At 61.2% G+C, this 21263-nt stretch carries 20 protein-coding genes; 4 read left to right on the top strand and 16 right to left on the bottom strand.

Annotated elements, in window-relative coordinates; all coding sequences use genetic code 11:
- The first annotated feature begins 212 nt into the window (after window positions 1-212).
- From T370_RS0116620 to rfbB, 3 genes are all read left to right on the top strand, one after another.
- Window positions 213-980 carry an aspartate/glutamate racemase family protein gene (locus T370_RS0116620; protein WP_029436378.1) on the top strand — a complete coding sequence of 256 codons (768 nt, stop codon included), beginning with the start codon at window positions 213-215 and terminating at the stop codon, window positions 978-980.
- Between the two features lie 52 nt (window positions 981-1032).
- Window positions 1033-2367, top strand: a complete 1335-nt coding sequence (locus T370_RS0116615; protein ID WP_029436377.1) for a nucleotide sugar dehydrogenase — start codon at window positions 1033-1035, stop codon at window positions 2365-2367.
- Window positions 2368-2623: 256 nt separating this feature from the next.
- Window positions 2624-3682: a dTDP-glucose 4,6-dehydratase gene (gene rfbB, locus T370_RS0116610; protein ID WP_005024973.1), complete on the top strand. Its 1059-nt coding sequence runs from the start codon at window positions 2624-2626 to the stop codon at window positions 3680-3682.
- Window positions 3683-3931: 249 nt separating this feature from the next.
- Here rfbB and T370_RS0116605 read toward each other — a convergent pair whose 3' ends face one another.
- From T370_RS0116605 to T370_RS0116535, 14 genes are all read right to left on the bottom strand, one after another.
- On the bottom strand, window positions 3932-5086 hold the full coding sequence (locus T370_RS0116605; RefSeq protein WP_029436376.1) for a glycosyltransferase: 1155 nt from the start codon (window positions 5084-5086) through the stop codon (window positions 3932-3934).
- A gap of 154 nt (window positions 5087-5240) precedes the next feature.
- A complete protein-coding gene (gene rfbA, locus T370_RS0116600; protein ID WP_029436375.1) occupies window positions 5241-6134 on the bottom strand; it encodes a glucose-1-phosphate thymidylyltransferase RfbA in 894 nt (297 codons plus the stop codon).
- Window positions 6135-6247: 113 nt separating this feature from the next.
- The gene (locus T370_RS0116595) at window positions 6248-6787 is read right to left on the bottom strand and encodes a 4Fe-4S dicluster domain-containing protein (RefSeq protein ID WP_005024978.1); all 540 of its coding nucleotides are present in this window, start codon (window positions 6785-6787) and stop codon (window positions 6248-6250) included.
- 95 nt (window positions 6788-6882) lie between these two features.
- Entirely contained in the window at window positions 6883-8952 is a 2070-nt protein-coding gene (locus tag T370_RS0116590) for a molybdopterin-containing oxidoreductase family protein (protein ID WP_005024980.1), read from the bottom strand.
- Window positions 8953-9345: 393 nt separating this feature from the next.
- Window positions 9346-9768 carry a hypothetical protein gene (locus T370_RS0116585; RefSeq protein ID WP_005024981.1) on the bottom strand — a complete coding sequence of 141 codons (423 nt, stop codon included), beginning with the start codon at window positions 9766-9768 and terminating at the stop codon, window positions 9346-9348.
- A gap of 55 nt (window positions 9769-9823) precedes the next feature.
- Window positions 9824-10633, bottom strand: coding sequence for a tRNA pseudouridine(38-40) synthase TruA (gene truA, locus T370_RS0116580; RefSeq protein WP_029436374.1), 810 nt, complete (start codon window positions 10631-10633; stop codon window positions 9824-9826).
- A 122-nt stretch (window positions 10634-10755) separates the two neighbouring features.
- On the bottom strand, window positions 10756-11406 hold the full coding sequence (locus T370_RS0116575; RefSeq protein WP_005024985.1) for a redox-sensing transcriptional repressor Rex: 651 nt from the start codon (window positions 11404-11406) through the stop codon (window positions 10756-10758).
- A gap of 114 nt (window positions 11407-11520) precedes the next feature.
- Entirely contained in the window at window positions 11521-11856 is a 336-nt protein-coding gene (gene atpE / locus T370_RS0116570) for an ATP synthase F0 subunit C (protein ID WP_005024987.1), read from the bottom strand.
- Window positions 11857-11925: 69 nt separating this feature from the next.
- Window positions 11926-12627, bottom strand: a complete 702-nt coding sequence (gene atpB, locus T370_RS0116565; protein WP_005024989.1) for a F0F1 ATP synthase subunit A — start codon at window positions 12625-12627, stop codon at window positions 11926-11928.
- A 166-nt stretch (window positions 12628-12793) separates the two neighbouring features.
- Complete coding sequence (locus tag T370_RS0116560) at window positions 12794-13246, bottom strand: ATP synthase subunit I (protein ID WP_029436373.1); 453 nt, start codon at window positions 13244-13246, stop codon at window positions 12794-12796.
- Complete coding sequence (locus tag T370_RS0116555) at window positions 13221-13481, bottom strand: AtpZ/AtpI family protein (RefSeq protein WP_005024993.1); 261 nt, start codon at window positions 13479-13481, stop codon at window positions 13221-13223. Before T370_RS0116555 ends, T370_RS0116560 begins: the two co-directional genes overlap by 26 nt.
- A 312-nt stretch (window positions 13482-13793) precedes the next feature.
- Window positions 13794-14909 carry a lipid-A-disaccharide synthase gene (gene lpxB / locus T370_RS0116545; protein WP_029436371.1) on the bottom strand — a complete coding sequence of 372 codons (1116 nt, stop codon included), beginning with the start codon at window positions 14907-14909 and terminating at the stop codon, window positions 13794-13796.
- Window positions 14906-15874, bottom strand: a complete 969-nt coding sequence (locus T370_RS0116540) for a nucleoside recognition domain-containing protein (protein WP_029436370.1) — start codon at window positions 15872-15874, stop codon at window positions 14906-14908. The genes lpxB and T370_RS0116540 overlap by 4 nt, the downstream gene beginning before the upstream one ends.
- A 16-nt stretch (window positions 15875-15890) precedes the next feature.
- Window positions 15891-16748 carry an SDR family oxidoreductase gene (locus T370_RS0116535; RefSeq protein WP_029436369.1) on the bottom strand — a complete coding sequence of 286 codons (858 nt, stop codon included), beginning with the start codon at window positions 16746-16748 and terminating at the stop codon, window positions 15891-15893.
- A gap of 140 nt (window positions 16749-16888) precedes the next feature.
- Here T370_RS0116535 and T370_RS0116530 point away from each other — a divergent pair, with 140 nt between their 5' ends.
- Entirely contained in the window at window positions 16889-17683 is a 795-nt protein-coding gene (locus tag T370_RS0116530) for a sirohydrochlorin cobaltochelatase (protein ID WP_029436368.1), read from the top strand.
- Window positions 17684-17857: 174 nt separating this feature from the next.
- On the opposite strand, the gene T370_RS0116525 is transcribed toward T370_RS0116530, so the two are convergent.
- Complete coding sequence (locus tag T370_RS0116525) at window positions 17858-18982, bottom strand: NAD(P)H-dependent flavin oxidoreductase (protein WP_005025007.1); 1125 nt, start codon at window positions 18980-18982, stop codon at window positions 17858-17860.
- A gap of 82 nt (window positions 18983-19064) precedes the next feature.
- A partial coding sequence (locus T370_RS0116520) for a PD-(D/E)XK nuclease family protein (RefSeq protein WP_029436367.1) occupies window positions 19065-21263 on the bottom strand: 2199 nt, incomplete at its 5' end.

Raw genomic sequence — 21263 nt, 5'->3', positions numbered from 1 at the left:
CAATCTTGCTGCGAGGCAGTTTAGCTGAGCTTGCATGAGGGGACAAGCTTTTTAGGGGGGTGGGAAATGTGGGGGAAGGGAGGAGGAACCTTTCTCCAGAAAGGTTCCTCCTCCCTTCCCCCACATTTCCCACCCCCCTAAAAAGCTTGTCCCCTCATGCAAGCTCAGCTAAACTGCCTCGCAGCAAGATTGAGCCTTTGGAGGGCAACGCAATGAAAACGGATACCGGGGCCATAGGTGTTCTGGGTGGGGTGGGGCCGTATGCCGGTCTGGACCTCATGCGCAAGATTTTTGATCAGACCGAAGCGAACTGCGATCAGGAACACCTGTCCGTGATCCAGTATTCCCTTTCCGAACATATCATCGACAGAACGCGCTTTCTGCTTGGGGAGACGGACGAAAATCCCGGCGAAGCCATCGGCGAAATCATGGTGCGCATGGCGAAGGCCGGGGCCACCGTTATCGGCGTGCCTTGCAATACGGCGCACAGCCCACGGATCATGGATGTAGCCGTCGCCATGCTGCATGAGGCGTCCCCGAAGACGCGCTTCGTCCATATGATCGATTCCGTCGTCGCCTTTATCCGTGAGAGCCTGCCCCATGCCCGGAAGATAGGCGTCCTGAGCACCAAGGGGACCTACGCGACCGGGCTCTATCAGGATGCCCTTTCCGCCGCGGGGTTCGTTCCTTTGTTCCCGGATGAGGAAGGCCGCGAGCGTGTCCAGCAGGCCATCAGCAATACTGCGTACGGCATCAAGGCCCAGTCGAATCCGGTGACGCCGGAAGCGCGCGCGGCGTTGCTTGCCGAGGCGGAAAAACTGGTGGAGCAGGGGGCCGACGCCGTGATCCTCGGCTGTACGGAAATCCCGTTGGCGCTCACGGAGCCCGATTTGCGCGGCGTTCCGCTGCTGGACGCCACCAAGATGCTTGCCAGGGCCCTTATCATTGCTTTTGCTCCGGAACGCCTGAAAAAAGCTTAAAGCTATTTTTTTCAGAGTATTGCGCTTTCCTTTTACGTATTAGGGACTGCCTATGTCTGTTTCTTTGCCTTCCATTGCGTCTTTCCATCAGGGCGCGCACTCGGTGGCCGTCGTCGGCCTCGGGTATGTCGGCCTGCCGCTGGCCGTCGCTTTTGCCCGGCATTTCAACGTGATCGGTTTTGATTTGAACGCCGCCCGCGTGGAAGAGCTTTCCGCAGGCACGGATCGGACAGGCGAAGTGGACTCGGAGGCGCTGCACGCTTCCACGGCTCGTTTCACCAGCGATCCGGCGGCACTCCGCGAGGCGGGCGTCATCATTGTGGCGGTTCCGACGCCGATCGACGAGCACAGGAATCCGGACTTGTCCCCGGTGGAAGGGGCTTCCCGGACTGTGGGGCGGCATTTGTCCCGTGGCGCGGTCGTCGTGTACGAGTCCACGGTCTATCCGGGCGTGACCGAAGAGGTCTGCGTCCCGATCCTTGAGGCCGAATCCGGCCTGCGGTGCGGAGCCGACTTCACGGTGGGCTATTCTCCGGAGCGGATCAACCCCGGCGACAAGGTGCATACGCTTGAAACCATCAAGAAGATTGTTTCCGGAAGCGACGCGCCGACGCTGGATCTGCTGGCGGATCTGTACGGGACGGTCGTGCGCGCGGGCATCCACCGTGCCCCCAGCATCAAGGTCGCGGAAGCCGCCAAGGTCATCGAGAACACGCAGCGCGACCTGAACATCGCGCTTATGAATGAGCTGTCCATCATTTTTGACCGGCTCGGCATTGATACGCTGGATGTGCTGGAAGCGGCCGGGACCAAGTGGAACTTCCTGCCGTTCCGTCCGGGGCTGGTCGGCGGGCACTGCATCGGCGTCGATCCGTACTACCTGACCTTCAAGGCCGAGGAACTCGGCTGCCATCCGCAGGTCATTCTGGCCGGGCGGCGCATCAACGACGGCATGGGCAAGCATGTGGCGGAAACCTGCGTCAAACTGCTGATCCGGCAGGGGCGGCTGGTCAATGCGGCCCGTGTGGGCATCCTTGGCTTTACGTTCAAGGAAAACGTGCCGGACTTGCGGAACACCCGGGTTATCGACGTGATCCGCGAATTGCAGGAATACGGCGTCGATGTGCTGGTACACGATCCGCTGGCTGACGCTGGGGAAGTACGCCATGAATATGGCCTCTCTTTCGCGGCGCTGGATGAGCTCGCCAATCTGGACGCGCTGATTCTGGCCGTGCCGCACAAGGCCTACGCCGAAAACGGCGTTCTGGAACCGGCAGCCCTGCACGCACGGTTTGCCGTGCCCGATAAGGCCCTCCTGCTGGATGTGAAGGGCTGTCTCTCGCCCAGTGCCGTGCAAGCCGAAGGCATGGCCTACTGGAGGCTTTAGGCGAGGCAAAGGGAACGCTGCCTGTCCCAGCCTCGTTGTCTTTGAATTGGGGCTGTACACATCTTTTCCCGATATGTCCCGTCCGCGTATCCTTCGGGGGCAGAGGCGGTTCGTTTTGGGGGAGTGTTCTGTATCCTGAAAAGAAGTCAAGAGCCGGATGTGGTGCATCGTCGGGGGAAATTTCCTCCATCATCTTGGCAATGAGGCCGTTGCGGGCATTTGATGTATTTCCCAAACGTGTCTGGAAGGTATCCGAATGAAGACAGTTCTTGTAACCGGAGGCGCGGGGTTTATCGGTTCCTGCTATGTGCTGTCCCGGCGCACTGCGGGGGAGCGGGTCGTCAACCTCGACAAGCTCACCTATTCCGGCAACATCGGTAATTTGGCGTCTCTTGATGGGGATGCCGAGCATATTTTTGTCAGGGGCGATATTGGGGATGCGCTGCTCGTCCGCCAGTTGCTGCACCATTACCAGCCCGATGCGGTCATCAATTTTGCCGCTGAGAGCCATGTGGATCGCTCCATCCATGACCCGGATGCGTTTGTCCGCACCAATGTCCTCGGAACCTGCACCCTCCTGCGCGGCGTATTGGAATGGTGGAAAGAGCTGTCCGAAGAAAGGCGGAACGCTTTCCGTTTCCTGCACGTTTCCACGGATGAGGTATACGGAACGCTCCGCCCCGGCGAGCCCGCCTTCACGGAGACCACCCCGTATGCGCCGAACAGCCCCTATTCGGCATCCAAGGCGTCCAGCGATCATTTCGTGAGGGCCTATCACGAAACCTATGGGCTCCCCACGCTCATCACGAATTGCTCCAATAATTACGGCCCGCGCCAGTTTCCGGAGAAACTCATTCCCTTGGTCATCCTGAACGCGCTGTCCGGAAAGCCGCTGCCCATTTACGGCACCGGGGAGAACATCCGCGACTGGCTGCATGTGGAAGACCACTGCGAGGCCATCGTTGCCGTCTTGGAAAAAGGGGCGCCGGGAGAGTGCTACAATATCGGCGGGCACTCCGAGCGGGCCAATATCGATGTCGTCCGGAGCATTTGCCGCATTCTTGACAAGCTCCGCCCCACAGCGGCCCCCTATGAAAAGCAGATAACCTTTGTGGCGGACAGGCCGGGCCATGATTTGCGCTACGCCATTGACGCCGCGAAGATCGAACAGGAGATCGGCTGGGTTCCGCGCCGTCGTTTTGAGGAAGGGCTTCGGGAAACGGTGGGCTGGTATCTTGAGAATGCCGCGTGGGTGGAGAACATTCAAAGCGGGGAATATCGCCAATGGCTCGAAACGAATTATAGCGGGCGGTAGGCTGTACGAAGCTGCGGGCGGCTCACGTAAGCCGGCGCGCAAGATGGGCGGTTTCAAAAAGTATGGGAACTGAGAGCGGGGAATGCGTCGAGGAGCGCCAGCCTCCAAGAGCATTCCCCGTTCGCGCGCAACGGCGGCTGAAAGTGCCGGGATAGTGAAACACGGATGTTTTCGCGTCTTTTTCGGGAAAAAGGCAAAATGGCCATGAGTTGGGAAACTACGGCGTTGCAGTCCGCGGGACGTGAATTGTCATACCTTGTTTTCAAGGACGTCCGCGATGAACGCAATCATCTTCTTCCGAAAGATCTCCTCGGAAAAGCTTTCCGCCTGCCTTTTCAGCTTATCGTGTACCCACGTTTGTTCTGTGGAGGCTTCATAGGCGTCGAGCGCCTCGGTTAAGGCGTCAGCCGTCTGCCGTTCAAAAAAGATCCCGGTCTCTCCGTCCGCCACACTGTCCAAGACCCCGCCCCTGCCGTATGCGATAACGGGGCGTCCGGCGGCCATAGCCTCAAGAGGCGTGATCCCAAAATCCTCTTCGCCGGGGAACAGGAAAGCCTTACAGCCCGCATAGAGGGCGGGGAGCGCCGCATTGTCCACGCGGCCCACAAAACTGACGTTCGGCCCGGCAATGCTTTCCAGGCGCTTCCGCTCCGGGCCATCCCCCGCAACGACAAGCCGCCGCCCGGTACGGGTACACGCCTCCACCGCCAGATCCACACGCTTGTAGCTCACCAGTTCGCTGAGGCAGAGATAGTAGCTGCCGGGCTCTGGGGTGCCGGGGACACTTTGAAGGCCCGCCATGTGGGGGCTGGAGAAACGTGAGATGTCAACGGGGGGATGGATGACGGCGGCCTCCTTTCCCCACCAGCGCTTGACCCGGCGCGCCACGGTGCGCGAGTTTGCGATAACGTGATCGACGCGTTGCGCCGAGGCATAATCCCACAGCCGCAGCCGATGGAACAGCGGGCGCATGAGCAGACGCGTCACCGCTCCGGCGGATTCCAGATAGTCTTGATAAAAATCCCAGAGATAGCGCATGGGAGAATGGCAATAGCAGATGTGCGGCGTGTCGGCCCGGGTGATGACCCCTTTGGCGGGCCCGGACTCGCTGGAAATGACGAGATCATAGCCGCGCAGATCCAGCTGCTCCAACGCAAGCGGCATCAGGGGAAGGTATTTCTGGTAATGCCGCACGCTTCCCGGAAGCTTTTGGATAAATGTCGTATGGATCGGGTGGGACGTAATGGTTTCGGAGAGCGCCTCGGGGCGTACGACATGCGTGTAGATATCCGCCTGTGGAAAAATCCTGCACAAGGCTTCGACGACTTTTTCTCCGCCGCGCATACCCGTAAGCCAGTAATGGATAATGGCTACGCGCAGATGCGGCAATGTTCTTTCATCCATGCGATATTTCCTCGGCGTTTCCTCTGGGAGCCTTTTGTGAAGCGGGAGCAATCGGCGGACACGCCGAATCCATACCCGGCGGGGTGCAGCCGAGGTACGCACCTTGTGAAGGGGTGCGCCTCCCCCATCCCTCAGGCCGTACTGGGCTGCGGGGTTATTTCCATGACTCGGCGACGCGTTCGGGCAGGGTCATGAGGTAGTCCCCATAACCGGATTTTTGCAGCGGGGCCGCCAGCTTCATGAGCTGCTCCGTCGAGATGTAGCCCTTACGCCAAGCGATTTCCTCAATGCAGGAAACTTTGAGGCCCTGCCGGGTTTCGATAGCCTGCACAAACGTGCCCGCCGCCATGAGCGAATCGTGGGTGCCGGTGTCCAACCACGCGATGCCGCGCCCCATCAGCCCCACATGCAGTTTCCCCGCGTCGAGATAGGCCTTGTTGACGTCCGTGATTTCCAGTTCGCCCCGGGGGGAGGGCTTGATTTCACGTGTAATGTCCACGACGTCCTGATCATAAAAATAAAGCCCGGCCACGGCGTAGCTGGATTTGGGATGTTGGGGTTTCTCCTCGAGGGAGCGGACTTTCATATCCTGATCGAACTCGACCACGCCGTAACGCTCGGGATCGCTGACGTGATACCCGAAGACGGTCGCGCCCTCTTCCTGCTCCCGGGCGCTGATGAGGAGATCTTCGAGGCCGTTGCCGAAGAAAATATTGTCCCCAAGGATCAGGCAGGAGTGGCTTCTCTGGATGAAATCAGCGGCAAGGAGGAACGCTTGAGCGATACCTTCCGGCTTCGGCTGTGTGATGTACTCAAAGGAGCATCCCCATTGGCTGCCGTCCCCGAGAAGTTTGCGGAACTGCCAGCCGTCGTCTGGCGTGGTGATGATGGCAACCTCACGGATGCCCGCCAGAAGGAGAACCGACAACGGATAATAGATCATCGGCTTATTGTAGACCGGCAACAGCTGCTTGCTGACGCTGAGCGTGAGGGGGTGAAGCCGCGTACCGGAACCGCCCGCCAGCAGGATACCTTTCCGTGATGCCATATGCAAAACCTTCCCTTAAAATTGAAACAGGCAAATACCATTCGCAAGGAGGACAGGGCAAGCGGCGCTCTTTGAGGGGGAAATCCGCGTGATGAGCCAGCCGCCTGCAATGCCTATCGGCCCGGCCTTTCTTTCCTTACGAGCTTCAGTGCGCCTGTGGGGCAGACGGTGACGCAGGCGGTATCCAGCCCGGCATCGAGGCGGTCTTTGCATTGATCGCATTTGACGGATTTCCTTTTGCGGGGATCAACCCAGATCAGGTGATGCGGGCAGGCTTTCTGGCACGCCCCGCAGCCGACGCACGCTTCTTCCCGTATGAAGACGATCCCGTCGCTCTCCCGGCGGATAAGCGCCTCTTTGGGGCAGACTTCCACACAGCGCGGCTGAGGGCACTGTACGCAGGCCCGGTAGCGGGTATGAAGCACAACCCGGGGCTCTCCGTCCGCCGCAAGCGGTGCGGGCGCTTCCGGCCGTGCATGTTTGACGATGATCGGCGTTGCTTCTTCCGCGGCGTCTTCAAAGCGGGGGCCATCGACAAGCAGCGTTCCGAGGGAAATGCCCGGTGCGCTGTCATGGGCCGCCTTGCAGCTGGCTTCACAGGCATGGCAGGCGATGCAGCGATCTTGATCAACGACAAGGCGATATATGCTCATAGTGCCTCACTCGGATGCCTTGCATCCGGCGATTGTTTGCTGATGCGGCGTCCCCCGCAGCGGGTACAGGGGAACGTCCATTCTTGAGGGCCGGTTCAGTTCGTTTCTTCGGCTTTTCGGATCGTTACGAAGTGCTTTTGAAGGGCCAGCCCCCCGCCGAGCGGATCTTCATGCTCCAGCCCGCTGCTCATGCAGGCTTCGTCGGCCACGCCCTTGCCGAAGGCCCGCGTTTCTTGAGGCGTTTTCCTGCCAAAGCCGTGCAGCATGAAGACGGCCTCGGGGTGGATGCCCGTGGTTACCTTAGCGCGTAACCGGCCAACGGGGCCTGTGGCTGTACACACTTCAACCCAGTCGCCATCGGCAATGCCAAGGGCCTGGGCCCGTTCCGTGTGGATCCATAACGTATTGGTGGGCGCGAGTTCGGACAGCAGGGGGTTGTTCGTCGTGCTGGCCTGCGTATGCAATGCCGCCCGGCCGGGAATGACGCGGAACTGGTCGGGCGCGGCAGGCCGCTCCGGTGCCGTGTAGGGCGGCAGGGTGTCGTGCCCGGATGCGGCCCATAAGCGGCTGCGGGCCTCTATCTTGCCGGAAGGCGTGGGCAACGTGGTTTCCGCAAGGGTTTTCCAGCGCGGAGCGGACGCGAGCGGCACAAAGCCGGTTGCGTCGAACGCCTCTATGCCGAGCCCCGTACCTTCAAGCTGGTAGTTCCATATATCCTCAATGCGTGAGAAGGCGAGTTTGTCAAGCCCGAGGCGCGAGGCGAGGCCGCACAGGATCTCCCAGTCGGCGCGCGTGTCGAAACGCGGCTGCACGGCGCGCTGGCGGCGGAAGAACTGCGGCTTCAGCCCCAGTTTGGAGGCCAGAATGCTTTCCCGGGACAAGGCCGGGGAGAGCGGCAGCACGATGTCGGCATAGTCCGCCGTGGGCGACCACGTGGTGGTGATGGCGACGATAAGGTCGAGCTTGTCCAGCTTGCTGCGCAGCGTATCCGGATCGGGCAGCGAAGACAGGATGTTGTGGCGCATCGAGATATAGGCGCGGACCGGATACGGATCGCCGGTCACGGCGGCGTCGAAGGCCCGGTGGAGCAGGCCGGGCTGCTGCCAGTCGGCCTTGTCCGCCATCGGCTTGGTGATATTGGGGTAGAGCGCCGAGAGAGGCCGCAGCCGTTTCCCCGTTTCCTTGGGGGAAAGGCTGATGGGCATACCGCCGCGCGCGCCGATGGAGCCGAGCAGGGCGTTGATGAGGTAGGCGCTGCGCACGGTGACGAAACTGTCAGCATACCGGGCCGTGAACCAGCCCGGGTACCAGAGGACACGGGGGGCGGCCTCAGCCAATTCACGCGCCAGCCTGACGATGCGGTCGGCCTTGATCCCGGTTTCGGTTTCCGCCCACTCCGGCGTACAGGGGCGGACGCGCTCCTCCAGTTCCCCGAAGCCGTCGATATACGGCAGCATATGGGGATCATAAAGCTTTTCCGAAATCAGCACGTGCAGCACCGCAAGGTTCATGGCGTAATCGGTGCCGGGGCGGACGAAGAAAAAGGTGTCCGCTTTGGCGGCGCTGACGGTGGCGCGGACGTCCATGACCGTCACCTTGCAGCCGTTGGCCCGCGCTGCGGTGATGCCCGCGACTTCCGCAAGGTTCAGGGCCTCCAGCGCGTTGCGGCTCTGGAGCACGATGTGTTTCGACTCCCGGTAGTCAATGACGAGGCGTCCGCGATCCAGCCCCAAAACGGATGCGCAGGCCTGATCCACGTTGCGGGTGCAGGTGACGCTGTGGCTGTAGATATTAGGCGTACCGAGGCCGCGTGCGAAGGCCTTGTAGAGATCCGTAAACGGGCCGCCACGGTGCGAGAACATGACGCTTTCGGGGCCGTATTGATCCCGTATGGCGCGGAGCTTGCCGGCTACGGCATCGAGCGCTTCTTCCCAGCGGACGGCGCGCCACTTGTGCCCTCCGCGGGCCCCCACGCGCATCAGGGGCGACTGCGGGCGCTCGGAATCCTTTTCCAGCGCGAGCGCCGCGATGCCGCGAGGACACAATGTCGAACCCGTGGCCGAGTGGGGATTGCCCTGAATCCAGACCGCTTCGCCGTTTTCGACTCCGACGGCAACCGGGCACCGTGTCCCGCACATGCCGCATACGCTATAGACTGTCTTCATGATGCGTTCCTGAATGGAAAGAGGGAATAATGGAGAAAATGCGTTGGTTCCATTGCTCTGTCCCCAAAATGTTGAGCGGCGGAGGCTGGCCAACGGAGATTTTCCCGTATCCGTTTTCCTCCACGCCGCCTTGATAGGCTCTTTCGAGATTCCCCAGTGTACCCCGTCGGGTTATTCCGATCAATGGAGTCAATCCGGGCATACCTCCGACTGAAACAGGGGATCCCATAAAGTCAAAAACCGTTGAAGCGGGATGAGTGGAGGGTGGTGAGGGAAGGGGAACCTTTCTCCAGAACATTTCCTCTTCCCCCCGCCAGTAAGATCTCAATAAAAAACGCCCCGGCCTTTCGAGCGTGCGGGGCGTATCCTGACAGGGAAACGGGCATGGAGGGCTTAATAGGAAGCTATGTAGTCATCCATGTTCGCCGCCGAGCAATTGCGGCTTACCCAGAAGGCCGAAGCCCAAACCATAAGGGCCGTGGCTTCGGTGTCGTCCAGGCGTTTCAGCTTGGCTTCAAGGCTGGTGCGGCTCGCGCCGTAACGGGAATGGAAGTCGGTTTGCTCGCACAGATCGGCAACGCGCAGGAGAAGATAGGAGAGGCGGGTATGCGCGGGGAGCAGACGCTGATCACGGTGAGCTTCAAGAATGGTTTTGAGTTCCGGTCCGGTAAATGTGCCTTTGATGGTCGTGATCGCGCGGAAAAACGTGTCTACCGCCCACGGCAGAATGAATTCGGCCCCCGCACTCTTTGTGCGGAAGTAGTCCTTCAACCAGCGTTCCTGCTGCTCGTTGATGCGTGCTGCGACCTGAGGCATACGCGGCTCCTTGTGAAGAATATTGACTAGACGCTATCGTAGAATCTCTTAATATTCAAGCGCCTTCGTGCCCGGAAGCAGCAAGTGGGAACATGTCGTCATACCATACTTTTTTCATAGTCAGACCGCAGGCCGGAGCCGTGAGGGGAGCTATCCGGCGATCGCAGGCGTCGAGGATGCCGGGAATGTCCGCCGGTTCCAGCTTGCCCCGCCCGACAGCGACGAGCAGCCCCATGGTATTGCGGACCATCTGTTTGAGAAAGCCGTCCGCTTCAAAGCGCCAGGTCAGTTCGAGGCAGCCTTCGGGGAGCGGGCCCTCGGGGGTGCGGGTGATGGACAGGATGGTACGCACCGTTGTGCGGAGATCCGTCCCGGCGTTTTTCAGGCTGGCGAAGTCCCGCTTGCCAAGGAGGTAGCGGCTCCCCTCGTCCATACGCTCCACATCCACAGGGCCGCAGGCCCAGACGAAAGGAAAGAGCTGCGGCGGCGTGTAGCGTTTGGAGAGCCAGAGGCGGTATTCGTAGGTCTTGCGGACGGCACTGTGCTGTGCGTGGAACGTGTCGGGCACAAGAACGGCGTCCGCAATGCGTATGTCGCGCGGCAGGAGCGTATTGAGGGCCAGCTGCCAGTCCATACGGGCACGCGATTCGGGGACATCGAGGTGAGCGACCTGCGCTTCGGCGTGAACGCCCGCGTCGGTCCGTCCTGCACCGTGCACATGGACGCGCTCGCCGAGCACGTGAGCCACGGCGTCCTCAATGATGTTCTGAATGGTGGGCAGGGGGGAGGCGTTTTTGCGGGCCTGCGTCTGCCAGCCGTGATACTGGGTGCCTACGTAGGCTATCGTCAGCTTGAGGCGGGGCATGGAAGACCTTTGGGAAAGACGAAAAAACGACGAAAGCCCCGACCCCCGATCCGCGAAAACGGCGGGGCTGACAGTACAGTATCAGGGCCGGTTCGGAGCGGGGCGTTTGCCCCTCTCCGGGACTACTTGGAGCGGTGTTCGCTGCCGGTGATGCTGAAGGCAAGGGCGTAGAGATAGTGGAAGAAGTCCACATACTCCACGACGACCTTTTCAGGCACGTGGATCCGGGCCCCCGCGAAATTCAGGATACCGCATACGCCCGCTTCGACCAGATGGTCGGCCGCGCGCTGCGCGCGTTCCGGCGGCGTGGTGATGATCCCGATTTCAATGCCCTTGGCGTCCACGGCGGACTTCAGGTCGCTCGTACACGTGACTTCCAGCCCATAGACCTGCTCGCCGATCTTGAACGGATCGCAGTCGAAGGCCCCCACGATGTTGAAGCCGCGGGCCTTGAATTCGGCATGGTGCAGCAGCGCGCGGCCGAGGTTGCCCACCCCGATCAGCGCGGCGCGCCATTCGCGGTCAACGCCAAGGGAAGCTTTGATGGCGGCGATGAGGCTGGCTACGTTGTACCCTACGCCACGCACACCGAATTCGCCAAAATAGGCAAGGTCCTTGCGCACCTGAGATGCGTTCACGTCGCACGCTTCAGCGAGCGGGCCGGAGGAGATGACCTCCACGCCGTTGCGCTGCATACTTTCGAGCACTTGAACGTACACGGCAAGGCGACGAATGGTGGCTCTGGGAATACGTTCGCTTTTCAATGAGAGCATAGTGGTATCGCATTGCTAAAGATGAAAAAAACAGGGGGAGAGAACGGCGTTGCCGGTCCCTCCCCGGAAACCCCGGCGGGCCGAGGACCCGCCGGGGATAAGCCGCTTGCTTATTTAGATGAAGGGGTTGGCGAACAGGATGATCAGGTTCACCACGAGGGAGTAAATGGCCAGGGATTCCACGAAGGCGAGGCCGAGGATAAGGCTGACCTGAATCTTGCCGGCGGCGTCAGGGTTGCGGGCGATGCCTTCGCAGGCGCTCTTCAGACCGAGGCCCTGACCGATACCGCAACCGGCGGCGGCGACGGCCATGCCGATGGCGCAGCCGAAGATGGCGAGGCCGAGAGAGGCGGAATCCAGTTTCACGGGAGCGCCGTCGGCGGCGAAAGCGAGGCTGGCGATGCCCATCATGGCCACGGTGCTGAGCAGGGTCACAAGAATCTTGCGCATGTATGTTGCTCCTTGAGCGGTTGTATTGTGTTGGTCAAAAAGACCATTTCCCCCGAGAGGTGTGGCCCCTTAGTGGGCCGGTTCCATAGCTCCCTTGAGGTAGATGAGGGCCAGCATGTAGAAGATGAAGGCCTGCAATACCTTGGCGAGCAGGAACAGGAAGTAGATGGGCAGCGTGCTCACGAGCGGCGCCATGAGGAAGAAGAGCAGGAGCACGATTTCTTCGCCGCGGATGTTGCCGAAAAGACGGAGCGTCAGCGACAGCGGGCGGGCGAGGTGCGAAATGAATTCAAGGATCATCATGAACGGCGCCAGCGGGAGCATGGGGCCCATGAAGTGGTGGATGTAGTGGCCGTGCCAGCGCTTGATGCCCTGATAGTTGTAGTACAGGAACACGAACAGGGCCATGCCGATGTTGGTGTTGATGTTGGCGGTCGGGGCGTCACAGGCGGGGATGAGGCCGAGTATGTTCTGTACGGCGATGAAGAGGAACAGGCCGCCGAGCACGGGGAAAACCTTGCGTCCGTCCTCGCCCATGTTGGTGACGGTGAAGTCCTCAAGCCCGCCTATGATCGACTCGAAGATGTTCTGCATCTTGCCGGGGATCAACGAAATATTGCGGCGCACAAGCCAGCCGACGACAAAAAGGATGAGCATGGCCATCCACGTATAGAAGACGTGCCTGAATTCCACCGTCTGCCCAGCGATGGTGATATGATCCAGATGAACCAGTTCGGAGATGAGAATCGGCTCAGGAAGTCCGCCTGCCATGTGTGCGCTCCTTCAAATGTCATTTACGCGTACGATGCGTCCGAAAAGAGGCGTCCCCGAGAGTGGCGAACACGCCTGTTTTCATGCCGACCGGAATCGGTTCGATAATCGGCTGTAGAAACCTGATGAAACAAAGATGCGGCTTGCGCGGGCTCTCTGTAGCCTGTCAGACCGGCTTTTTCAATGCCTTTTTCAGCCCTCCCGCGGTCATCCCGACGAGAAGCACGGCAAGCCCCAACAGTACCGCAGAGATAGAGCCCTTAAACCATACCAGAACCATGTACAACAAAATTCCGGTAAATAAAAGTCTCATGTTCGTGCGGAGGAGAAGGGCAAAAAGGCTGCTTTTGCTCCAACCAGCCGAGATTACTTTAGGAACAAATTTTATTAAGGCAAAAAAATTCCATGCGGAGAGCAGCGCTCCGAAGCCAAACCAGAAGATCCACGCCCCCGCCGGGTGAAAGGGCCAGAGCACCGCGCCGAAAAGCAGGGACAAGGCAATGACGCTGATCTGCCAGCACAGGATTTCCCGGATCGTGGGGTCCTGCACGCCGCTCCGCCACAGCCTCTTCTCCAGCCAATGGAACGGGCCGTTATTTTTGCCGCTTTTTGCCTGCATCGTCCTGTTCCCCTTGGCGGAGCAATATGCGCGCGTCCAGCCAGATATTGCGGAATCCCGCGCCGATGCCCACGATAAGGCCCACGCCGGCGCACCACGGATAGGTTCCGAACCATTTGTCCAGCCAGTACCCGAGGAGGCAACCGACGATGATGCCCGAAACCATGTGCAGGCCCATGACGCTGGCGCGCCCCAGCGAGTCGAACAGGCCCTGCTTGTTCTCTTTTGATGTCATTGGAGTTCCTTTTGGGGGAGGGGCAGGAGTACCTTTTGGAAAAGCTGCTCCTGCCCCTCCCAAAACCCCACCCCTATCCTCCCTAAAACGTTCGTAAGGGCCGATGGCGGGCGGGGCTGAAAGGGTTTGCCTTCATGATCCGTCTCCCGGAGCAACAGGGAAACGCAGGCGATGTGTCCGCATGGATGTCAGGGGTGCGTCTTTTCCGTGTGAAGGAGGAAAATATCAGGTCTTCGGCACGGAGCCGTTTTGATACGGACTTCTTGCAGAGAGCGCAATCCTTTGACCGCGTAATACTTTTCTTTTTGCAGGTCAGCTTTCTTTGAGAGCCTCAAGCAGCTTTTCGGCGGCGCGGGCGGCGCTGCCGGGCTCTCCGCAACGGCGGCGGAGTTCCGCAAGTTCGGCGCGGACGGCTTCGATTTGCGGGGGGATATCCAGCCACGCGGCCAATTGGGAGGCCATCATTTCGCCTGTGGCGCGCTCCTGCAACAGCTCGGGAAAGAGTTCTTTTTGCATGATCAGGTTGGTCAGGCTGACCCATTTGACCTTAATCAGCAGACGCCCGACCAACGCGGAAAACGGTGCGACCCGGTAGCTGACGACAGTGGGGACGCCCGCCAGTGCCGTTTCCAGCGTCGCCGTGCCCGAGGCCGCCAACATGCATCCGCAGCGCCGCATGGCCGTGTAGCGGTCCTCCGGCGCGTCAAAGGCGACGGGCACGTCGGACGGCCAGAGCGCCCGGAGTTTTTCTTCGGGCATGTTCGGCGCGCGCAGGCAGTGGAAGGTCACGTCCCGGCCCTGTTGCAGCAAGATGCGGGCGGCTTTCCCAAACTCCGGCAGAAGCGCTTCCACTTCCTTGCGGCGGCTCCCCGGCATCAGCCCGATACGGCCCTTTATGGGCTCGATTTTTTTCAACTCGGGCCAATTCACCATATCGACGAGCGGATTGCCAATATAATCAACCTGTACGCCGTGTTTGGCGTAAAAAGCGGGCTCAAAGGGCAGGATGCAGAACAGCCGTTTGACGTAGCGCTGGAGGAAGCGGACGCGTCCCGTGCGCCACGCCCATATTTTCGGCGGGATGAAATAGTAGACCGGAATCCCGAGGCCGTGCGCGATCTTCGCCACCCGGAAATTGAATTCCGGGGCGTCCACCAGCACGACGGCATCGGGCCGCAGCCGGGCCATTTCCTTTTTGATCTGCGAAAGCATGTGGAGGGCGCGGGGCAGGGCGGTCAGGACTTCCATGATCCCCATGACCGAAAGCGACTCCACGCGGAACAGGTTCTTTTGCCCGGCACGGGCCAGATTCGGGCCTCCCATGCCGATGGCGGCGAGTTCGGGCTCGCGTTCGCGCAGGGCCGTCAGCAGCGCGGCGGCCTGCATATCGCCGGAAAGCTCTCCGGCATTGATCCAGATTGTTTTCATGAAACCTCGTTGGGGGCGGTTTCCGGCTCCCGTGCGTCACCCCGGAACCGGAGGTACAGGATGTTGATCACGGCGCAGGTGACGAAGGCCAGCGCCAGGCGCAGAAAGAAAATCCCTCCGATGTGCGCGCCGATGAGCAGCATGAGGCAGGTATCCTCAATGATGGCGTGCGCGAGCCCCATCAGGGTCATGCAGGAAAACACGTCGTGCCGGGACATCTCGCCGCTGCGGACTTCCTTGAGGATGACGCCGCTGGCGTAGACGATGCCCGTGATCACGCCGACGATCATGGCCGTCGCGGCGGCGGGGCGCATACCGAGTACCCGCAGGGCCGGGGCGAGCGCCCGTCCTACCAGATCCGCGACCTTGAGATAGCGCAGGAACCGCTGGAGCAGCATGACGAAGAAAATCACGCAGAAGATGCTGACGAGGTTCCGGACTTCCCCGAGCGCCCACCAGAGCAGGTTGACGTCCGGCGAAGGGGTAAAGACGATGCGGGCGGGCGTATCCAGCCAGCCGAACGCCTGGCAGGACGTATGCACGATGACCCCGCCGATGATGGCGACCACGAGCCGGATGACGGCCTGGCCGATGAACGACACGCCGCACTGGGCCGCGATGCGCCCTTCGGCGGGGATGCTGTGCGCGATGAGCATCATGACCGCAAGCGTCGTGACCTGCTCCGTGGTCAGCGACGGCAGTCCGGGCAGCAGGCCGATGAAGACGATCAGCGCCGAATAGAAATTGACCATGATGCCCGTGGCCCACGCGATGCCCAGATCGGCGGGGAGCCCGGTCAGCTGCATGACGGGCTCGAGAGGCAGGGCCAGATAGCGGATCCAGTCCAGCTCGGCAAGGATCTTCATGGCGATGCTGATCGGAATAAGCACCTTGAAAAAATCGAAGCTTACATGCACTGCATCCATAAGGACTTCGCGCAGCGTCTTGAGCAGATGGCTGGTCATGGCATATCCGCGGCGGTTATTGGGAGGCAAGAAGGACCGAGTAGATGTATTCCCGCAGGGCCTGAGACCAGGGACGCATGGGACATCCGGTGAGGGCCGTATACTTTGCGGAGGAAAGCACCTCATAGTTTGCGCGGAGCGTCTTGTCCGAGCTTGCGACGGCCCGCACGGAGCAGGGCAGGCTGGCCTGGCGCACGGCTTCCGCCGCCAGCTCGCACCAGGTGGCCTGGCCCGAGTTCGCCACATGGTACAGTCCGGGGGCCCGGAGCTTGACAAGCTGGAGCGTGGCCTGCGCCAGATCCTTCGCGTACGTCGGAGAACCGATCTGATCGTGGATGACCTCCACGGTCCCTTCGGTCTTGGCCCGCCCGAGGAGGCGTTTCAGGAAGCTGTCCCCATCCGGGCCGAACAGCCAGCCCGTACGGATGATGCAGATGTTGTCGGCGTTGAGCTCAAGCAGGGCCTGTTCACCGGCAAGGCGGCTCTTGCCGCACAGGGAGATCGGATCGGCCTTGTCCTCCTCGGTGTAAGGGGAGTCCTTGCGGCCGTTGAAAACCTGATCCGAGCTGTAGTGGACGAGGAATCTGGACGTGCCTTTGACCAGCCCGCCGAGGAAGGCCGGAAGGCCGCGGTTGACAGAGAGGGCTTCTTGTGGCTGTTTTTCAGCAGGGTTTTCCGTGTTCCAGCTTACGGTATTGAAAATGACGTCAGGGTTGATGAATTCGATGCGCGGCTGGAGTTCTACGGGATTCAGGAGATTGCAGTCTTCAAAATCCAGCGATTGCGCCTCCCAGCCGTTTCCGGCAAGCTGCTGCGCCAGAGGCTGGCCCAGAAGGCCGTGTCCGCCAAGAACGAGAGCGACAGGAGTACTCACGGGTTTTCTCCATAAATGTATAAGGCGCTCAGGGTACCAGCCGCGTTGAAACGCGTCAACGCACGCTGGAGAGCCGTTCGTTTTATCCACTTGTCATGTAAGGTGAAAAAGGAGGGTACAACTTTTTGTACGCTATAACGATGAAAAGAGGCATCCTTCTTGCAGCGTTTGGTTCGGGCAGTTCTCAGGGGGAGTCGACGCTCCGGCGTTTCGATGCGCAAGTCCGTAAGGCTTTTCCTGATGTGTCGGTGCGTTGGGCCTTTACGTCCATGCTCATGCGGGAACGGCTGGCCAGCGAACGGAAAAAATCGGATTCCGTTCACAAGGCATTGAAGAAAATGGCTTTTGAAAAATTTACCCATGTGGCGGTTCAGCCGGTGCATGTCATTCCCGGCCTTGAATACGGGGACATCGTGTCGGATGCGGACGAGCTGCGTGCCGACGGGACGTTCGCGTCGCTTGTGGTGGGCGCGCCTTTGCTGACGGAGTCGCAGGCATCGGTGGATCGCGCCGCGCGCGCCCTGCTCGCCGAGCTTCCTTCCGGACGCGCCCCCGGCGAGCCTGTGCTGTTCATGGGCCACGGGAGCCGCCACGCCGCGGAGAGCCGCTACGAGGCCCTTGCCGCGGCTGTGCGGGAACGGGATCCCCTTGTGCTCATGGGCACGCTGAACGGGACCATCCGCCTTGAGCACATCGTGGAGCATCTGCGGGCTTCCGGGCGTCCGTTCGATCGTGTCTGGCTGCTGCCCCTGCTCGCCGTCGTGGGGCGGCATACGCTTGAAGACATGGCTGGGGATTCGGAACATTCGTGGCGCTCCCGGCTCGAGGCCGAGGGCATCGCCTGTGTTCCCGTTCTTCGGGGGATGATGGAGTATCAGGGGTTTATGGATATTTGGGTCGACAATCTGGCGCAGGCTATGAAAGGGTGGGGCTGAGCGAATCGGGGGAGGGGGAGAAGGAACTTTCTGTAGAAAGTTCCTTCTCCCCCTCCCCCGACCCCCTCCTTCTCATCTTCAAAGACTTTCGTAAGGGGCGATGCGGGGTCCGGGGGCGGCTCGCCTCCCGGACGGGGGGCAAGGGGGCGGGAAGCCCCCTTGCCGCCGGAGGCCTTACGCCTTCACGGTGGCCGCAGCGGGCTTGTTGATGATGGCGTCGAACTCGCGCTGCAGCGAGGAAATCAGGTCGTGTACGGAAACGATGTTGTTGACGCGGGAGACGTTTTCGCCGCAGAAGGCGAACCCGCGCTCAAGGTTGCCCTTCATGGCGTTGATGAGGGCGGCGGCGATGCAATAGGGGGTCTTTTCCTGCTCGCAGGTCTTCACGCAATGGAAGATGCACTTGAACGGCTTCTTGCCGCCGTCACGCATGGAATCGATGAAGTTGTTCACGAGCGCGCGGCCGGGCATCCCCACCGGGCTCTTGATGATGGTCACGTCTTCCTGTTTGGCGTCGATGTAGGCCTGCTTGAAGCGGTCGTCGGCGTCGCACTCGTAGGTGGCGACGAAACGGGTACCCATCTGGACGCCGGACGCGCCGAGATCCATGTACTTCTTGATGTCTTCGCCCGTGTACACGCCGCCGGCGGCGATGACCGGGATCGCGCGCCCGGCCTTGTCTTCAAGCGGCTTCACCGCTTCCACGACCTGCGGGACAAGCTGTTCGAGGGCGTAGTTGGGATCAACGATGTGTTCGGGGCTGAAGCCGAGATGCCCGCCGGCCTTGGGGCCTTCCACCACGAAGGCGTCGGGCATGTAGCCGGTGCTGGCCATCCATTTGCGGGCGATGAGGGTGGCGGCGCGGCCGGAAGAGATGATGGGCACGAGCTTGGTCTTGAACTCTTCCTTTTTGCGTTCGCACGTTTCATTGAAAATCTTGGGCAGGTCCATCGGCAGCCCGGCGCCGGAGAAGATCACGTCGGCCTTGGCTTCGATGGAGGTGCGGACCATTTCGGCGAAGGTGGTCAGGGCGACCATGATGTTCACGCCGATGATGCCCTGCGTGGCTTCACGGGCTTTTTCGATTTCGCGGCGGAGGGCGCGGAGGTTGGCTTCAAGGGGATTGCTGGCCACATCGGGCTCTTTCATCCCAATCATGGCTCCGGCGATGACGCCGATGCCGCCTTCGTTGGCCACGGCGGAAGCGAGCCTGGAAAGAGAAATACCAACGCCCATGCCGCCTTGGACGATCGGAGTTTTAGCGATGAGGTCGCCTATGTTCAGAGTGGGAAAAGACATGAAGAACCTCCTAGAGGTCTCTTATGGAGTTATGGGTACGCAAGCGGGAATAGGAATGCCTCCCTGCTTCTAATACCCGAATCTATTGTTGGGAAGATATGATACACACGTTCCGCCAGGAACACCAGCGGCAATGTGCCCCTTCCCGTGGGCGAAATTCCGGGCAAAGCTCCATATGCAGGAGGATGAACCCGATGAGGCGGGGAATGAGCGACAACGCCCGCTCCCGTTCCTCAATGGTCATGCCCTTCCCGAAAAGGGGCCGCTCCCCGCCGTCTTCGCCAAGGGCGACGAACGCCGCGTCGAGCACGGGCTTGCCCGTAGCCTGCCCATACAAATAACAATAATACAGCAATTGCACTGTGGGAATACGCTGTGCCATTATTGGCAAAAAATCATGTTCGGGGTCTGGCTCGGAAGCGGCTTCGGCGGCTTTTTCCGGATCCAGCGCATCCCAAAAGGCGTCGTCGGCCCAGATGTCCGGGCGCAGCGCCTTGATGCGGCCCGTCTTGTAGTCGAGGATGACCGCCCCTTCGTCGATCGCGCCTTCTGGGTCTTCCTGTTCGCGCCAGTCCACACGGTCGAGATTGCCGGTAAGCCGTCTGATGCGGCCCCCCACCCGGATTTCGGCATCGTATTCCTCTTCCAGGGAAAGCACTTCCGTCTGTTCCGGCTGGGCGCGCAGGAACATGCCCAGGCGCTCCGGCCCGGTGACGGAAAGCATGGCCGCGCTCTCCGGCGGCAGGGCGGCCTCCAGCCCCGAGGCGTCGAGGGCCGTGCGGAACAGGGCGCGCAAGGCTTTTTCGTCGAGGAACGGCAACTCGGGATCGCCCGATTGCGCGTCGCGGCGTACGGTCTTGCCCACGGCGGGAGCGTAGAAATCGCGGAGCACGTTATGCAGAAGCACGCCCACGGCCGCCGGATCGTCGTCTTCGTTCACCTCGTCGATGGGTGCGATGGCGCACAGCCGCTCATAATAATACCGCAGCGGGCAGGTCAGGTAGGCGTCCAGCCGGGTAGCGGACAGAGGATGCTTGAGCGATGCGGCTATTTGCTCCCGGATAGCCGGGGTCTTGGGGACGACCTTGCGTACCCTGACCGGCGGGCGGACATCAAGGGCCGCCGTGCGGAGCGGTTCGCGCCCCGGCTTCAGACGTTGCCCGCGGGCTTGCTCCTCCTGCCAGATGAGTTCCTCCACAAGGCGGCTGCGCTGCTTTTTGCCGTCGAACAGGCCGGAGGTTTCCACGCCTTCCTGCCAGTAGAGCCAGACCTCATCGGCCCCGGCGATGAGCCGGTGGAAGGTGTAGGCCGCGAGCTGTTCGCGGTTGCGGGTGTCTGGCAGGCCGAGAAGGGCGCGCAGGCTGTCCGGCAGGAGCGGGCTGCGGATCGGCGCGCCGGGAAGCCTGTCGTCGGTGACGTCCACGAGGAACACCCGCGAGAAGCGCAAGAGGCGTGTTTCCAGCATACCGAGCACTTGCAGGCCGGTCAGGGGGTCGGCTTCGAAGGGGACGCGCTCGGCACGCACGAGTTCCAGCAGCATGGCCTGCATCAGAGGCCACGGCAGCGGCGTGTCGGCCATGCCGTTGTCCTTGAGGGCGGGGATGACGCGCTGCATGAGGCGGAACAGGCATTCCGCATCGATGGGGAAACGCGACCAGATGTCGGCCTTGCCGTTGCCCGCGCCGTCCTCGTCGTTGCCGCTTCCATAGACAAGCAGTGTGTCGCACAGGCCGGAAAGCGCGTCCGCGAGTCCGCCGAGGGTATGGACTCTTGCCCAAGTGTCCACGGTATCCCGCAAGATCCGGTTGAGCAGTTCCCGGATGGCGGGCATGGCCTCCGCCACGTTGGGCAGGGAGGAGGCGGCGAAGAAGTCGTCCGCAGCCCCTTCGGCGACGGCATGGGCGTCGGCGTGCCGGCTGCCGTTGCGGAGGCGGGTTTCCATGTTTTGGAAGATGTCGCGCAGGGAAATGCCGTTGGCCTCAAGCAGGCGCAGGTACGGGTGGCGGACGAGATCCGCAAGCGTTTTCCAGTGGGTCGTGCCGTTGGGCTGGCGGCGGTTGCGGGCGTCGAGCACGGTTTCCAGCAGGCGGAACAGGAGCGAGCGTTCAAGCGGGTAGCCGAGCGAAATGTTGCAGTCCTTGCGGGGCAGGTGGTGCAGCACGGGCAGCAGAGCCCCGCTGTGCGCGAGGGCCACCGCGATGTCGAGCTGCGAGGTGGGGATGGGGGCGGGGGTTGGGGCGAGCCCACCGGGGGAAGGGAGAGGGAACCCTTCTGAAGAGGG

It is taken from the genome of Bilophila wadsworthia ATCC 49260 (genome assembly GCF_000701705.1).
In the GTDB taxonomy this organism is placed as follows: domain Bacteria; phylum Desulfobacterota; class Desulfovibrionia; order Desulfovibrionales; family Desulfovibrionaceae; genus Bilophila; species Bilophila wadsworthia.
This window is presented reverse-complemented; position numbering and strand designations above follow the sequence as displayed.